The sequence below is a fragment of the Bacteroides caecigallinarum genome (genome assembly GCF_016902295.1).
GTDB lineage: Bacteria > Bacteroidota > Bacteroidia > Bacteroidales > Bacteroidaceae > Phocaeicola > Phocaeicola caecigallinarum_A.
In genome coordinates, this window is sequence record NZ_JACJLQ010000035.1 from 1 (window position 1) to 16,839 (window position 16,839).

The 16,839-nt window shown below is 40.8% G+C and carries 15 protein-coding genes; 1 reads left to right on the top strand and 14 read right to left on the bottom strand.

Going from position 1 to position 16,839, the window contains the following annotated elements:
- Nucleotides 1-146 precede the first annotated feature (146 nt).
- From H6A27_RS11285 to H6A27_RS11340, 12 genes are all read right to left on the bottom strand, one after another.
- A complete protein-coding gene (locus tag H6A27_RS11285; RefSeq protein ID WP_204508743.1) occupies nt 147-1,319 on the bottom strand; it encodes a TlpA disulfide reductase family protein in 1,173 nt (390 codons plus the stop codon).
- Between the two features lie 9 nt (nt 1,320-1,328).
- Nucleotides 1,329-2,744 (bottom strand): RagB/SusD family nutrient uptake outer membrane protein, encoded by a 1,416-nt coding sequence (locus H6A27_RS11290; RefSeq protein ID WP_204508744.1) that lies wholly within the window; start codon nt 2,742-2,744, stop codon nt 1,329-1,331.
- A 22-nt stretch (nt 2,745-2,766) separates the two neighbouring features.
- Nucleotides 2,767-6,021, bottom strand: a complete 3,255-nt coding sequence (locus H6A27_RS11295; protein WP_204508745.1) for a SusC/RagA family TonB-linked outer membrane protein — start codon at nt 6,019-6,021, stop codon at nt 2,767-2,769.
- A gap of 148 nt (nt 6,022-6,169) precedes the next feature.
- Nucleotides 6,170-7,975, bottom strand: coding sequence for an AraC family transcriptional regulator (locus tag H6A27_RS11300; RefSeq protein WP_204508746.1), 1,806 nt, complete (start codon nt 7,973-7,975; stop codon nt 6,170-6,172).
- A gap of 15 nt (nt 7,976-7,990) precedes the next feature.
- Complete coding sequence (locus H6A27_RS11305; RefSeq protein WP_204508747.1) at nt 7,991-8,212, bottom strand: ATP-binding cassette domain-containing protein; 222 nt, start codon at nt 8,210-8,212, stop codon at nt 7,991-7,993.
- Between the two features lie 52 nt (nt 8,213-8,264).
- Complete coding sequence (locus H6A27_RS11310) at nt 8,265-8,540, bottom strand: Txe/YoeB family addiction module toxin (protein WP_204508748.1); 276 nt, start codon at nt 8,538-8,540, stop codon at nt 8,265-8,267.
- A complete protein-coding gene (locus H6A27_RS11315; protein ID WP_204403745.1) occupies nt 8,528-8,818 on the bottom strand; it encodes a type II toxin-antitoxin system Phd/YefM family antitoxin in 291 nt (96 codons plus the stop codon). The genes H6A27_RS11310 and H6A27_RS11315 overlap by 13 nt, the downstream gene beginning before the upstream one ends.
- 167 nt (nt 8,819-8,985) lie before the next feature.
- Nucleotides 8,986-9,996, bottom strand: coding sequence for a GGGtGRT protein (locus H6A27_RS11320; protein ID WP_022125481.1), 1,011 nt, complete (start codon nt 9,994-9,996; stop codon nt 8,986-8,988).
- 20 nt (nt 9,997-10,016) lie between these two features.
- Nucleotides 10,017-10,718 (bottom strand): iron-sulfur cluster assembly scaffold protein, encoded by a 702-nt coding sequence (locus tag H6A27_RS11325; RefSeq protein WP_154044054.1) that lies wholly within the window; start codon nt 10,716-10,718, stop codon nt 10,017-10,019.
- A gap of 286 nt (nt 10,719-11,004) precedes the next feature.
- Complete coding sequence (locus H6A27_RS11330) at nt 11,005-12,774, bottom strand: sensor histidine kinase (RefSeq protein ID WP_204508749.1); 1,770 nt, start codon at nt 12,772-12,774, stop codon at nt 11,005-11,007.
- A gap of 21 nt (nt 12,775-12,795) precedes the next feature.
- A complete protein-coding gene (locus H6A27_RS11335) occupies nt 12,796-13,482 on the bottom strand; it encodes a response regulator transcription factor (protein ID WP_204403759.1) in 687 nt (228 codons plus the stop codon).
- A gap of 102 nt (nt 13,483-13,584) precedes the next feature.
- Entirely contained in the window at nt 13,585-14,634 is a 1,050-nt protein-coding gene (locus tag H6A27_RS11340) for an asparaginase (RefSeq protein WP_204403760.1), read from the bottom strand.
- A 372-nt stretch (nt 14,635-15,006) separates the two neighbouring features.
- Here H6A27_RS11340 and H6A27_RS11345 point away from each other — a divergent pair, with 372 nt between their 5' ends.
- Nucleotides 15,007-15,369, top strand: a complete 363-nt coding sequence (locus tag H6A27_RS11345) for a helix-turn-helix domain-containing protein (RefSeq protein ID WP_204508763.1) — start codon at nt 15,007-15,009, stop codon at nt 15,367-15,369.
- 86 nt (nt 15,370-15,455) lie between these two features.
- Here H6A27_RS11345 and H6A27_RS11350 read toward each other — a convergent pair whose 3' ends face one another.
- Together H6A27_RS11350 and H6A27_RS11355 are read right to left on the bottom strand one after the other, a co-directional pair.
- Nucleotides 15,456-16,190 (bottom strand): histidine kinase dimerization/phospho-acceptor domain-containing protein, encoded by a 735-nt coding sequence (locus H6A27_RS11350; protein WP_204508750.1) that lies wholly within the window; start codon nt 16,188-16,190, stop codon nt 15,456-15,458.
- Between the two features lie 47 nt (nt 16,191-16,237).
- The gene (locus H6A27_RS11355; RefSeq protein ID WP_204508751.1) at nt 16,238-16,768 is read right to left on the bottom strand and encodes a hypothetical protein; all 531 of its coding nucleotides are present in this window, start codon (nt 16,766-16,768) and stop codon (nt 16,238-16,240) included.
- Nucleotides 16,769-16,839: the final 71 nt, after the last annotated feature.

Sequence of the window (16,839 nt, forward strand, 5' to 3'; positions counted from 1 at the left end):
TACAATATCAAATTAATGATAGACCGCGCAAAAAATTAGGGTTTTCAACCCCAAAAATCGAGTTTTATAAAAGTATTTGCTAATTTTGCACTTGCCACTTGACTCTACAATTTATCTATAGATTTTAAGAATCTTGTACCAAGATTTTATTGAAGAAGTTCTTTCAACTTATTGGCGAGTTCTTCTCCTAAAATGTTTTCTTCTATCATTATACCTTCTGAATCAATTAAGTATGTAGTCGGTACAAATCTTACCTTATAAAGGCTGGCTACACAGGTCTCGTCTAAAAAGTTAGGCCAAGCAAGTTGTTCTTCTTTTAAAGCCTTTTCCCAGTCCTCTTTTTTCTTGTCGATGGATATACTGATGATTTCGAATCCCTTTTCGCTATATTGAGCATATAGTTTTTTAAGATTAGGTATTTCTTTTCGACAAGGATTGCACCAGGATGCCCAAAAATCAATTAGTAAATATTTCTTTCCTTGACGCAAAGTAGAAAGAGTAACATCGTTTCCGTTTCTGTCTTTAACGGTAAATTCAGGGACTTTGGTTCCTTCTTTTCCGGCTGGATAGAGCTCTTCTTTTACCTTTAGTCCGTAGTATGATTGCTTGGCTGATGGAGAAAGTGCTTCATACCATGGCTTCATATCTTCACTTAGATAACTCGTAAATGATATCATCATTAAAGGTCCCCAAAATGAGTCTTTATTAGCCATTACTGTCTGATAATATATAGAATCTACTATGTTTAAGAATTTCTTGTCAGCTGACATTCTGGCTTTTCCTCTTTCGCTTTGTTGTAGCTCCTTAATTTTGTTCTGGTCCTTCTGCTGGTATGCTTTCATCATCATGCTATCGTAATCTGCAAACTTGCGTGCATTATCAGCATACAGTGAATCCAAATAAGTACGGGCAGACAATAACGAATCATACTTTGTGCTGAGTGGCGAACCGCTAACTGATAAACCGGAAAGATTGTAAGATAGGTTACCGTTTGTTTCTCGTTCAGTTACAGCTCCACTTATTTCTATTGGTGTGTTTTCCAATATAAGGCTACGCCATCCGTAGGCATCTTTCACTATCAGGCGCACAGCCCTTGGTTCTTCCACTTTTCCTTGAAATATAAACTGTCCATTGGTTACTGTTGTGTCTGCCATTGGAGCTTCGTTGTCGTGGCTCACTGGTACCAGTTGTACATGTGTTCCATCAGGTAATCCTTCAACACTTCCTTTCAATACATATCCATTGGTTACAGGCTGACCTGTACATGCCATCATGGCCAAACTTAAAAAGGCCATCCAAGAGAGATTTTTCTTTTTCATAACGTGGTTTTATTTAGATACATTCTGTTCAATTGTTCCGTTTCCAGGATTATTCAAAGCGCCGGCTGGGAAAGGCATAGTCCACAAATGTGAAGTCGGGCTTAGAGTATATTCTGTTCCATTGTAATTTTTTGTCATTGTACGTAAGTACTTTCCTTCGCTGTTAAAACGACGGGCATCTGCAAAAGGAACTATGGAGAATATCAACTCATTGTCTTTAGTGTTCCGAATTAAAGAAAGAGCTTCCTCAAGTGTACTTGCAGTTGCAGGACGATACATCTCGGGGCGGATGCGTGTAGCGCGTACTGCATTGAGCGTATTCATCGCTTCTGTAAAATCGTTTTGCGTTGTTAGTCTTGCCTGACATTCGGCTTTGATGAGATATGCCTCACATGTGGTTAGTCCTCCATGATTGAAGAATCCGGAAGTCAAAGCCGCATAATATGTGTCGTTATTATCTACCTTAAGTTTCCAGCGTGAAAGGAATCTGGCATCTCCATCTTCAAAGCGTGCGGCTCTTTCTGCAGGAATGTTATATTCATAGCTGTCGTAGTTTGACTGTCCACCGTAGCGTAAATAATAGTTTTCCACGTAATCATATTGCATAGGGGTGGCGAGCTTGTCGTAGTTATCGGGGTCTTCAATAGCGGTCTGATGTTCTTCGTAAAAAGAGTTCCAGTCATATAGCTGATTGTTCTGTTCCAAGGCCAAATTGGAATAGCGTAATGCTTCTTCATAATTCTGCATTTGCAGATATATTCTGGCAAGTAAAGCATAACCTGCCCCTAAATTAGGATGAATTGCTGTCATTGACTGAGCTGGTAATCCCATTTCAATGGCTTCTTTAATATCATTCAACATGAAGTCATACAAATATTGAATAGAAACCTGTTTGTAGGGTGCATCAATATTGGCACTGGTAATAAGGGGTACACTTAGCTTTTCTTCGGCAGTAGAGGCATCGTAGGTATCCGCATAATAGTTAGTCAGGACATCATAGCAAAGCGACCGTATCACTTTGGCGTATGCTATCACCTCGTTCCGTTCTGCGTCTGTAGCTTCAGTGGCTGTCGGAGCATTTTCTACAATCAGGTTACAGTTGGATATTGTCGCATATAGTGCATAATAAGTATCTTCATCTGAATTGTTCAGCATGATACGGTCGGCAGACTCATCCCACATGTAGTTGGCCCGATTGAGGCTTGGTGAATTGACTTGTGCATTTTTCAGATAAACGTCGTTCAGCAGATACAAAGCGTTCAAAATAGGTGTACGGCCATTTGTGTACTGGTCTCGTAACAGTGCTTCGAAGTCAGCCAGTGTAGTTGGTATTTTGGAGCCTTTCGGCGGTATGTTCAAGTAATCGTTGCATGCACTGCATATAATGCATGTGAGTATAATCAAAAGATTTATAAATTTAGTCATAAATGTCATGCAATATAATTGGTTAGAAATTCAGGTAAACGCCACACAGGTAGTTAGGCTTGGTATATCCGCCAAGCAGATACTTGGCATTGCTGCTTTTGGCCACTGTAAACACATTCTCCATGCCCAGCATGATACGTGCATTCTTCAGATATAGTTTATGACACCATTTTGAAGGAATGCGGTAAGTCAATGAAAGGTTTCTTAAACGCCAGTTTGTTGCATCAATTACGTTTATAGAGGAGTTGGCATACATACTTTGGTAGTTATAGTTGTAGAGTGGGCTTTCCGTAGATATATAGCGTGGTATATCAGTATGAGCTTCGTCACCAGGTTCACGCCAGCGATTTTCTATGTCTTTGCTGACTACTCCCATACCCGACGAAATAAATGCTGTGTTTGTGTTACGCATTTTATGTCCGCCTTCAAACAGGAACTGAGCAGCCAGTTCCCAGTTCTTCCAGCGTAGATTTGTACTGACAGAACCATTATATATTGGTACGGTAGTCCCCAGGTAAATGAGGTCCTCAATTTCCGAAGGAGTCATATCTGTATATAATTCTCCTTCTGCGTCATATACTTGCGGAGTTCCGGTCTCACTTAATCCTGCCCATTGATAGCCATAAATGGCATTGTATGGATTTCCTACCCGTGGATATGCGGTAGGGTAATCAATTACCAGATATGCTACCGGAGCTTTCACATTTACATACGTTACTTTATTTTTGTTGTAACCTAATACACCGCTTACATTCCAGTTCCAGTCGTTATTGCGAATAACATCTCCCGACAGTGTCAGTTCAAAACCTTTATTCGTCATTTCTCCGTTATTGATGGAATATGTGCTATATCCCCATCCTTCAGTCGGTACGCCATTGGTATTGGCAAGAAGGTCAGTTCCTTTTTTATTGTAATATTCAATAGAACCGTTCAGGCGGTTACCTAACAATGCAAAGTCTATTCCTACATTGAGAGTTGTAGTCTTTTCCCAACGTAAATTGGGATTCGGACGACTTGAAATAGTACCCTGAATACCTCCTACCTGGTTGTTATTGTTATAATATGCTATCATGTAAGGAGCTGAGTTCTTTGCAATGTTACCGCCGATACCATAACTTGCACGAAGTTTTAGCATGTTGATCCATGCAACATTGAAGAATGCTTCACGATCAATATTCCAGCCGGCTCCTACCGACCAAATAGGTCTTTTCTGATATTTGGAACCGGTTGAGAACAGATTCGTCTTGTCCCAACGAATACTTCCACTTACCATGTACTTCCCGTCGTAAGTATAGGCGGCATTGCTATAGACCGATACATAACGGTTTACAAGTTCACGAATGTAAGCAAATTTTTGTTGGCTAAAGGACGCATATCCCCATTGCCCATTGAAGTTGCTTAGTTGTCCGGCATTAATCATGCTGTAAGTCAGCAGTTGTGGATCATAATTGTAGAGTGTACGGTCGTTATATTCCATTTTGTTTTCTCTGGTTTCCGTACCCAGAATCATGGTTATATCGTGTTTCCCGGCAATTGTTTTGTTAAAATCCAACTGTTGACGGAAATTATAAGCATGTGTCGTATTTGCTGATGTAAAAAATACATTGCCATAAGGTAAGGCAAATGTGGAAGTACCGTCATTATTTGATGTAGAAAATGTATTTACCATGTTTCTCACCTCAAAAGAGTCTTTTCCTTTCAATTGCTCAGTTTTATATTCTGCATATTCATACTGGAAGGACGCTGTGTATTTTAGCCAGTCGGTAAACTTGAAAGTGAGTCTGGCGAATGTACGGTTACTGAAATCACGGCTTTTCGTCAGATTCATTCCGATTTCATCCAGCGGTGTTATGTCCAGATTATATAAGCCGTTGTTGTGCAACAGATTCAGATTGTACAGACTGTAACGGTCTTCTTCAGTATTTGTATAATACGTACCGTCACTGTTCATCAGTCCGTCATAAGGCATATAAGTATAGCCCGGCGAAAAGAGATTAAATGATTGTGTGGTTCCTTTTCCATAATTCAGATAAGTTCCTACATCCAGAGTAAGCCACGAAGTCATTTGTGTTGAGTTCTGCAAATTAATACCGATAGTGTTATTTTCTGAGAACTTATCCTCCAGCTGGTTTTGGCGATATGATACGGATGCGTTGAAAGTGTTTTTCTCTGTTCCTTTTCCGATGTTCAGGTTATATTGTTGAGAAAACGGATTACGTTTGCCGTATTTTTCTATATCCTTGTAATAACGGTAACCTTGTGAAGCCAGTCCTTTCAGATTGCTTTCAAGTTGGTCTTGAGTGATATTCCCGGCATAATAGTTTAGTATATTACGTATTCCCTGAGTTGAATATGACATGTTATCCAAAACTGTGTTAGCGTAGCTTCTTACATCACCTTCATGTAGTTGGGGATTCTGTGCAGCCCATTCACGTTCCAGCTCAATCATCGTGGCCGATCCTGCCAGATATTTATCAGCATACGTGTCATAAGGATTAACTGTCAGTGTAGCGGAAAATGACACATTAAGTTCGTCTTTTTTTGCTCTTTTTGTTGTGATTACAACAACTCCATTTGCAGCGCGAGCTCCGTAAATAGAAGTAGCGGCAGCGTCTTTTAGTACAGTGATGCTCTCAATGTCTTCCATATTAAGATCTGGTACACTTTCTATCCAGTTACCATAACCATCGTTGGTCGTTTTCTCTACGGGGAAGCCGTCGATTACGTACAATGGGGTAGTAAGTCCGTTCATTGAGGTAACTCCTCGGATTTTTCCGTCGCTGTATCCTGCCACACGGCTTTCGAGTATTGCTCCCATATCGCTCAGACGTTGTGTTTCCAGCTTTTTGGAGTCAACTTTTGAAAATGCTCCTGTTGCACGCTCTTTCGAAATGGTTTGATAACCTGTTACTACCACCTCATCAAGAAGTTCCGATGATGGCTGTAAAGCGATAAAATAATCATTATCGGCATTCAGTTTCACCCGCTGTGTTTTATATCCAAGATAGGAAGCTTCTATCTCTTTGGTATCATATGGGAATGTCAGTGTAAAGTGTCCCTGAACATCCGTAATGACAGCCGCAACAGATCCTCTTGTATCTTCATTTACCTGTTTGACGTGTGCTGCAGGCAGCGGCTCGTTGTTCTCATCCACTACAATGCCATGAATAGTGCGGTTGCCCTGCGCATGAGTTTCGCACACAAACAGAATAAACGTACATAGCCAAAGCAGGAAGAGGATTCTGAAACGAGTTTCATGTAATACTACTTTCTCCATACTTATATCTTTTTTTAAAGGTTATATATTTAAACCTGAATTTTGCTCATGTGCAAAAATGTAAAAAAAAGATATAATATTGATACTAAATACGCATTCAAATTCGACAATTGTTACTTTAGGAGAAGATTTTTTGTTAAAACGTTTTTCATCCTTCTTTTTTATGCATGGTAATAACCTTATTGCGATATTGTTTTGGGGGAATCCCTACAATATCCTGAAAAATTTTATAGAATGTGCTCATGGAATTAAAGCCCACTTCAGAAGCTACAGCCTTTAATGGTATATCATTTTTAGGATCGCTAAGCAAACGGATAGCCTCCTGAATTCGATAACTGTTGACGTATTGCGTAAAATTCTGTTGTGTCTGCTCATTGATTACTTGCGACAGATAAGTGCGGTTTGTTTCAAGTAAGTCGGCAACACGTTCTTTTGTCAATAAGTTTTCTTTATATACCTTTTGTTCCTGCATTAGTTTTTCCAGTCGTTGAAACAGTAAAGTTTTCTTTTCATTACTCAATGAAGAGGCCGCATACTTTTCATTGGTAGAAGAAGTTACACTTGCTGCTGTATTTATATGTTCCTGCTGTAAGGAATTAATTATGGCTTTGAGATGTTCCTCCTTGCGGATTGATTCCTGATGCTGTCGCACGATACTGGTATATAAAATGTTTTTCCTCCTATACATAAGCCATAACGTAAAGGTGACAATCAGAATCACTAAGAGGACGCAAAGAAGGGCTTGTTCCTTTTTTTCTTTCTGTAGCAAAACAAGTTTCCCTTCCCGGATTTCATTTGCCTGACGTTCTGTATCGTACTTTATGCGAAGTTCACTCAGCATTTTTTCTTTATCAATATTGAAAATACTGTCTGTTTCCTGCTGTAACTTTCGTTGCCAGGCAAGTGCTTCGGCATACTGTCCCATGTTTTCATAACAGACGGACAATGTATTGATTACTTGGTTTCTATATATCGCACAATTCTCTTCTTTAGTGAGTGATAAGGCTTTTAGTAGTAAATCTATAGCATGCTTATTGTATCCATCTTCTTTTAATGCTATCGCATATTCATTCAGTAAAATTACTTTGTATGAGGTCTGGTTCATAGTATTCAGCGATAATCCTTTCCTGTAATATTCAATCGCCTGTTTTTTATTACCTTTAGCAAATTCTATCATGCCGTATATTGCGTACACATTTCCTTGATTGTAATACTCGTTCTGGTTCATGATAAATTCGGCCTCCTTTATATAAGGTAAAGCTTTATCATATTCCTTACGCAGATAATACATATATGAAGTGTTTAATGAACCGATAAAGATAAGATAGGCTGAATTTTGTTTATGCCCCATTTCATAAGTCTGCAGTGCGTAGGTCAGACCATCAGGATTGTTTTGTAAAAAATAAATACTGGAGATATTTCCCAGCAGAATAGCTTCAAGTTCACTGTTTTCACTTTTGTGGGCCGCTTCTATTCCTTTAAAGAAATAATGCAGGGCAGAATAATAGTCTTTGTTAAGGTTACTGGCATATAACCCCATTCCGTTATAAACGGAACATAAAGCCGAATAGTTATTGGTGCTTTTTCCCAGCAAAGATGCTTGCTCGAGATGATTTATTGCGCTCGAATCACCTAACATGACGTGTGCTTGCCCTAATGCGATATGTGCATACAGCAAGCTATATTCATAATCTTGTTTTTCATATCCTATACGAAATAATTCTTCCCCATACTCTATTACTTTGCGGTAATCAGCTTTGTGTAAATACAAAAAACAAAGTTCTTTTAATACTTGTACATCTTTCGGATTGCGTTTTAATATCTGTTCCTGCTGCTGTATGGCTGGAAGAATGTTTTCTTGTGCCTGACATGTCAACAGGATACAAATAGTGGAAAATATAATTATTTTAAGTCTTAATTTTATGCTTATCTGTATAGGGCTTGATTTCGGCATGACATTCTTAAAAATTTATTTATTGCATTGGAAGTGCAATAGATGTATTTGTTTTTGTAACTCGCCGGCTACTGTACCACCAATCCACCGTTCTTCCCATTCTGGATGTTCTTTACGTAAGTTGAGTGCAAGTAAATTGCCATCAAAAGATTTGCAGTGAATGTAATAAGGGGATAATCTACTTTTCCCAGCTCCGTTAGGACCTGCTATGACTGTAAATTCTGGACGTGCTTCCATTCCTTTATTTATTTAATAAATAAGCATATCTGCCTTTTCCTTTATCTGCTACTTATTTCCTGGTATAATGGTATCTCATAGAGAATATATAAACCTCTATTATATCATCATGTACAGAGTAAACGATTCTATGCTCTGCATTGATTCTTCTTGACCATTTTCCTGCAAGTTCATATTTAAGCGGTTCTGGCTTTCCTATTCCTGTATAAGGGTGTGCGGCAATATCTTCAAACAAGTTTTTGATTTTATTCAATATTGCTTTGTTTCCGCTTTGGGTAAAGTATAGATATTCTTTCCTTGCCTGTTCCGATAATGTTATTCTGTACATGCCACACGCTTTAAGAAATCCTCTATGCTTTCACCTTCATTCTGGGATATGGAATTTCCGTTCTTAATATCCTCTTCGCCTTTATGTATTGCTTCCATTGTATCGGGCGACGACATGATGTATTCTGTTTCCTTTAGAGAATTGTATTCATCCAAAGAAATCATTACTACTCCTTTGCCATTACCACGATTGATAACTACAGTGTCAAAATCATCAATCACTGCATCAATGTAGCTTTTCAAGTTGGTTCTTAAATCTGTGTAATTGGCTGTTTTCATAAATTCTCCTTTGTTATAATGCAAATATATGTACTTATTTGCGTACTTACAAATATAAATGGTTAATTATTCGATATTCAGGGATAGAACACACAATAATATATAAACAAAAAAAACTCCTGCAACCATTTAGATTACAGGAGTTTATATATTTGATTAAGTATAAATTACTTATTCAAAGCAGTAGCAACGTCAACTGCACATGCAACTGTACATCCTACCATAGGGTTGTTACCGATACCCAGGAAGCCCATCATTTCTACGTGAGCAGGAACTGATGAAGATCCAGCGAACTGAGCGTCTGAGTGCATACGACCCATAGTATCAGTCATACCGTAAGAAGCAGGACCAGCAGCCATGTTATCTGGGTGAAGTGTACGACCTGTACCACCACCTGAAGCTACTGAGAAGTATGGCTTACCAGCAAGAACACGTTCTTTCTTGTAAGTACCTGCAACTGGGTGCTGGAAACGAGTAGGGTTAGTAGAGTTACCAGTGATTGATACATCTACGCCTTCTTTCCACATGATAGCTACACCTTCGCGAACGTCGTCAGCTCCGTAGCATTTTACTTTTGCACGAGGACCGTTTGAGTAAGCGATTTCACGAACAACTTTCAATTCGCCAGTGTAGTAGTCGAACTGAGTCTGAACGTAAGTAAATCCGTTGATACGAGAGATAATCTGAGCAGCGTCTTTTCCAAGACCGTTCAAGATACAACGGAGAGGTTCTTTACGTACTTTGTCTGCTTTTGCAGCGATTTTGATAGCACCTTCAGCAGCGGCGAATGATTCGTGACCTGCCAAGAATGCGAAACATTTAGTTTCTTCGCGAAGCAACATAGCAGCCAGGTTACCGTGGCCAAGACCTACTTTACGGTCGTCAGCAACTGAACCCGGGATACAGAATGACTGCAAACCGATACCGATAGCTTCTGCAGCTTCAGCAGCGTTTTTGCAACCTTTCTTCAATGCGATAGCACAACCTACAACGTATGCCCATTTAGCATTTTCGAAGCAGATAGGCTGAGTTTCTTCACAAGTTTTATAAGGATCAAGACCATACTGTTCGCAGATAGCGTTAGCTTCTTCGATGTCTTTGATACCGTTTTCGTTCAAAGCAGCAAGAATCTGTTTGATACGACGGTCCTGGCTTTCAAATTTTACTTCTCTAATCATAATGTTCTTTCCTCCTTATATTATTCGTGACGTGGATCAATGTGTTTAACTGCACCCTGTTCTGCTGTGAAGCGTCCGTAAGTACCTGTTACTTTCTTCAATGCTTCGTTAGCGTCTGTACCTTTCTTGATTTCATCCATGAACTTGCCAAGGTGAACGAATTCGTATCCGCAGATCTCATCGTTTTCATCCAAAGCGATAGTCTTGATATATCCTTCAGCCATTTCAAGGTAACGAGGACCTTTAGCCAATGTTCCGTACAATGTACCTACCTGGCTACGGAGACCTTTACCCAAGTCTTCAAGACCTGCACCGATCATCAAACCGCCTTCTGAGAAAGCTGACTGAGTACGACCGTAAACAATCTGCAAGAACAATTCACGCATTGCAGTGTTGATAGCGTCGCAAACCAAGTCTGTGTTCAATGCTTCGAGAACTGTCTTACCTGGAAGGATTTCTGAAGCCATAGCTGCAGAGTGAGTCATACCAGAGCAACCGATTGTTTCAACCAATGCTTCCTGGATGATACCTTCTTTCACGTTAAGAGTCAGTTTACAAGCACCCTGCTGAGGAGCACACCAACCGATACCGTGAGTCAAACCTGAAATGTCTTTGATTTCTTTTGATTTAACCCATTTTCCTTCTTCAGGAATTGGAGCCGGACCGTGATTAGGTCCTTTTTTTACAACACACATGTGTTCAACTTCGTGTGAATAAGTCATATTCTTTACGTTTTTATTGGTAATAAAAAAATAAGTTATTATCGTAAACCATTGGAATTGCACACTTGCCTATTCCGAACGCAAATTTACTTCTTTTATTCATTTTTGCAACCTTCGGATGCAAACTTTTTCTTGCATTTTATGAATATTTTTAAGTGATTTTGCTGTTTTGCAAACTCCACTTGTCAAAATGTTTTTTGTTTTTCTATATTGCTTTTCCACATTATTATATGTACATAAAATCGGGGCTTGCCTTTTTATGCTTGGCGGCCCCGATTATGTTGGTTTATTTCTGCAGTGTAAATACGAATTCCAGTCCTCCGTTCGGAGCGTTCTTCGCAAAGATGGTTCCTCCGTGGAAAAGCACTGCGTTCTTGACTATTGCAAGTCCCAGACCTGTGCCGCCGAGTTTTCTTGAACGCCCTTTATCGACTCTGTAGAATCGTTCGAACAGGCGTGTCAGATGCTCTTCTTCTACACCTATTCCGGAATCCGAGAAGCTGAAGTAATAGAACGTATCATCTTCGCGGAAACAGTTTATTGTGATGTGTATGTTTGTGCCTGCATATGCTATGGCATTGTCCATCAGGTTTCTGAAGATGGAGTACAGCAGAGAGTGGTTGCCGTTTATCATCAGTGCCTGTGGCATAAGGTTTATCACTTTTATACACTTCTCTTCCAGTCCCAATGCTACTTCGTTTATAATATTTTCCACTACCAGGCTCAGGTTCACAGCTTCTCTTTCCATCATTTCCGGAGCCTCGTCCATTCTTGTCAGCACGGATATGTCGCGCAGCAGGGTAGTGAGCCTGTTGCTCTGGGCGTAGCTTCTTTCAAGGAATGTCCTGACTGTCTCCTTCGGTATGTTCGGATTGCTGAGAATTGTCTCCAGATATCCCTGTATGCTGCTCACCGGAGTTTTAAGTTCGTGGGCTATGTTCTGTGTGAGCTGTCTTTTCAGCCGTGCCTGTTCTTCCTCCTGAGTGATGTCGTTTATTGATATTTCGAACGACAGGTCCTGGAAGATGATACACTCTATGGTGAACGTACGCGCGTTTTTGTTCAGATGGAGTGCCGTTCTTTTCTCTTCCTTGCTGTAGTTCCCTTCGTTCTTGTTGAGGAACTCTATGATAGGTTTGAGCTCAGGAATAGTGAATATTTCGTCAGTGGAGCCGAGGTTGCGGTCGGATATATTGTTTATGTATTGTGTGAACAGGCTGTTCACCAGTATTTCCTTTCTCTCTTTCGTGAACACGCCGAGTCCCTCGTGAGATGTCTGCAAGTGCGAAATCAGCTTTTCTCTTTCTATGTAGAGTGCTTCTTTGGCTCTGTGCAGTCTCTTGTATATAGTGATGATGTGTTGCGATATTTCTCCCAGTTCGTTTTTGGGGAATGTACGCAGTATATCCATGTCGATAGGTTCATTCTTGTCGGCTTTCAGGGCGAATTGCTGCAGGTTGGTGATTGATTTTCCCAATTTGTAGGTGAATCTGTAGAATATCACCATCAGAACGATACAGATGAGTATTGTAAACCACACGTAGCCCATGTCTGCCTCGAGATGTTCGGTAAGGCTTACATTGTAAGGCAGAGCCGAGCGTATGATTATGCGGTGCTTGGGAAAGTATTTTGCGGAATAGAAGAATTCTTCGCCGTCAATACTTTCAGAGTATCTGTTTATGGCATACCCGCTACCGTACATCAGTGCGTCCTGAACTTCCTTTCTTGAAGAGTGGTTCTGGAATTCATCAAGGTTCTTGTCGGTAGAGTCGAATATGACTTTACCTTCGGGAGTGATTATAGTGACACGCAGATTCGGAATCATGTGTGTCATGATATAGTTTTTCAGCGAGTCTAATGAGCCTGCATCCGCCATATAGCTGTACAGTTGTTCATTGTAGTTTTGCAGTTGTGTATTGAGCAGTTCTGTCTTATATGATTTTTCGCGTTGATATTGGAACAGCATGAAGCATGCCGCGAATGCCACGAAAAGTGTGATGACAGAAAGGAATAACTTACGGCTGAAAGTTAGGAAACGGGGATTGAATTTTGTCATTTTTTGAACTTCCTATTAATTTTATTCACATTCGAAACAGTATCCATATCCCAGGCGTGTCACAATGTATTTTCCGTATTCTCCTATTTTCTTTCTTAATCGTGTGATGTTTACGTCGATAGTGCGGTCCAGTACATATACTTCGTCATGCCATACTTTTGCCAGTATGTCCTCGCGCGAAAACACACGTCCCTGATTCTGCAACAACAGCAGCAGAATTTCAAATTCTTTTTTTGTCAGTGATATCTCTTCGCCTCTGATTACTACTTTTTTCTTTACTGAATCGACTACCAGATCTTTGAATATCAGTTGGTCGTTGTCCTTGTTTTGTGCGCTTGCCGTACGCCTGATGACAGCTTTTACCCTTGCCAGAACTTCCCTCAGTGAGAAAGGTTTTGATATGTAGTCGTCCGCTCCTAAGTTGAAACCTGTCAGAGTGTCGTTTTCAGTGTCTTTTGCCGTGATGAAGATAATAGGGATGTTTGCCGTATCCTTGTTCTTTTTCATCATGCTTGCCATCCTGAAACCCGATATTTCGCCCATCATCACGTCCAGCAGAATGACGTTATACTGTGTAAGGTCCAGCTTCAATGCTTCCTCTGCCGAGTTTGCTGTGTCCACCAGATAGCCCTCTGTCTCCAGATTGAATTTCAAGATTTCACATAAATCTTCCTCATCATCTACGACCAATATTCTGTAATCGTTCATAATACCTTTATTTATTGTTTCACAAATGTATTCAATATTATTTTCTGGTGCAAAGATGATGCGATATTATTACTGGTGTGTGAAATAAATATTACGATTGTGTTACAACACCGGTTTTGTGAATTCTCCGGCAATTGAACGGCTCATTTCGTTTCTCACTTCGCGTGGTGAGAGTCCATGTCCCAGCAGGAACATAAGTTTTGTAAGTACGCTTTCCACGGTTGCGTCGTATCCGCTTATCACTCCTGCTTCAAGCAACTGGAGACTTGTCTCGTAGCGTCCCATTTCCACCATTCCTGTCTGGCACTGTGTGATGTTCACTATCACTATGCCTTTTCGTGTCGCTTCGGATAGCAGTTTTATGAACCATTCCTTCTGTGGCGCGTTTCCTGAGCCGTATGTTTTCAGCACTACGGCTTTAAGTCCAGGTGTGTTTAGGACAGTCTGTACCAGTTTTTCCTGTATTCCGGGGAAGATGGTCAATACCAGCACGTTGGTGTCGAACACATAATGCGGATGCATCGGCACTCCCGGCTGCACTTTCTTTATCTTGTCATACTCATATTTTATGTGTATTCCGGCGGTGGCAAGCGCGGGATAGTTGTACGAGCGGAAAGCGTTGAAATTCTCCGCGTTGATTTTTGTTGTACGGTTTCCTCTGAGCAGATGGTTTTCGAAAAAGATACATACCTCGGGCACTACCGCCGTTCCGTCAGGATGTTTGGCGGCGGCAATTTCTATTGATGTTATGAGGTTTTCCTTACCGTCGGTGCGCAGAACTCCGATAGGAAGCTGGCTTCCTGTCAGTATTACAGGCTTGCTCAGGTTTTCAAGCATGAAACTGAGTGCCGATGCGGTGTATGCCATGGTGTCAGTTCCGTGAAGTATCACGAAGCCGTCGAAATTGTCATAATTGTAGTCGATTATTTTCACCATTTTAGCCCATAATGCAGGCTCCATATCCGATGAGTCGATAGGCGGGTTAAACTGATATGATGATATTCGGTAGTTAAATCTTTTCAGTTCAGGAACGTTTTCCTGCAGTTGGTCAAAATTGAATGCTTCCAGTGCCCCTGTCTCAGGGTTTTCTATCATACCTATGGTACCTCCTGTGTATATAAGCAGTACTGACGGGTAATCCGGTTTAATCATAATGCGGTTTTTGTATCTTAATTAATGGTGCAAAGGTAGGAATTTTATGCCTTATTTAAAAATGTTAATCAATTTAATTTGTGTATGGAATGTGTCTATTGTCAATTGAAAGTATTGTTGAGTGATGATTGTACTACTAATTCGCTTACTATTTGTCGGGATTATGCTCTAGCCTTTGTGTATTATGACAGGTAAATCTGCTATATGTTTTACGGTTGATGTTATGATAAAAAAACTAAAATATTTATCTGGTCTGTAAATATTGTAATGTTAAAGTGATAACGTTAATATTGGATTTGAAAATATCTTAGCGTAATAGTTTTGAATTTCAGAATAATTGATAACTTTACAAAAACGAATTTTATGGATAATATGAGTAATATTACTAAGGAACAATATGAATTTGCGTTAGAACGTATCGAGGAACTTCTTCCTCTGGTAGGTGATGATACTCCGGCCAATGATAATAAGGCTGTAGAACTTACTATGATGTCTGATATAGTGATTGCTTACGAGAAAGAACATTTCCCTATTAATAAACCTACGGTATCGGAGTTGATAGAACTTTCGCTGGAAGAGAAAGGCATGACGCAAAAGCAGCTTGCGGCGGAGTTAGGAGTAAGTCCTTCAAGAGTAAGTGATTACGTATCCGGTCGTTCGGAGCCAACTTTGAGAATTGCCAGATTATTGTGCCAGATTCTTAATATCAAGCCATCTGCGATGTTAGGATTATAGTTCTCTATTATGTCTATATAAAGTTAACCGGCGTTTAAACAGTATTTAAATACCGTTTAAACGCCGGTTAAGCATTGTTTGATTTGTTACGGTCTTGCCACATTGACAGACATGACGCTTGCTTGCGAAGCATCATTCTGCCCCTTCACATACGCACGGAAAGACTTCACCTTTACTTGGACTCCATTGGCTATCGGATAGATGTTGCCGTTCTTTAGGAAGTAGCCCGCGGTGGGTGTATCCACACTCATCGTACCTACCATAAAGCTGTCTGTCGCAGGGATGGTTACCAGTTCCACGCCTGCGGCACTTTTGGCGCTGAAGGTGATGTCGCCTGTACCGGATGTTTGATAGAACAGCGGCTTGCCGGCTTCAAAATCGGTTTCTACGAGGGTAATCTCGTTGCTTCCCAACTTCTTGACCTGATAGTAAGTAACCTGACCGTCAGCTACAGAAGTAGGAACGAACGGCAGACAGATGGTTCCATATTGGGAGTTATCTGACAGGGCACGGGTATAAGTAACCTTTTTGCTTTTCAACTTGAGGTGGTAACCTGCATACTCGCTAATACCCTCATCGTCAGTCAGCGTTATTTCGCCCAAAACAAGATTTCCCGAACCTGTCAAATTCTTTATATCCGTCATTCTACCTGCCGCCTGCCTTATGTTTTGGGTATATTCTATTCTTTTGTCCTCATCTTCAGTCTGTGTCAGAAGTTCCCCGTAACCGTTGATGGCAGTCAGCGGTGTGCGGAGTTCATGCGTGACGGTCAGCATGATTTTCTGGCGGGCTATCACGTCACTGTTCAGCGTATTGAGCATGGAAGTCGTAACAGTCGGTTTCGCTTCTTCCTTTTTTCCGAACAGTCCTAAGAAACCTGTCCGTTTTCTTTTTGGGGGCTCTTCCTGCGAACTATTACTGGAACCCGTCGGGCTATTTTGTCTTTTATTTCTTCCTGTTCGTTGAGTACCAGCATGATTTTATTCAGCAGATTTTCCTTTTCAGCCAGCAGCCGGCAGACGCTGTCTATACGTTCGCTGCGATAGCTGGACTTGAACAGGCTGAGCAGACTGTCCACCTCCAGACGCTTCTTATGGTATATATTCATATCTTCCTCATTCCAGTCCAGCACGGTCTCACCAATAAGGGATAAATCCACCATTTTAACATATACCTCGTGTATGTCCTTGCGTAAACATCTTATCTTTTGGCTTGTAATCTCTAATTCCTGTCGTCTGTGCTGTTCGTTGAGCCAAATATAGACGATGCCGAAAATGACGAAATGCAGCCCACTGACCTTGCGGTAGCGGGCTGCGGTGTCTGTATGATGTTGCCGGGCACAAATGCTCCCGCCCGAAACGGGAGTTCCTGTTTGATGTCCTTTCGTATTTCGGGGCATTGCCCTTTTCCTATACCCTTTCATCGGGTGCGGGACAATACGGCAGAAAGGCAGGGGGTTGCATCAGCGGC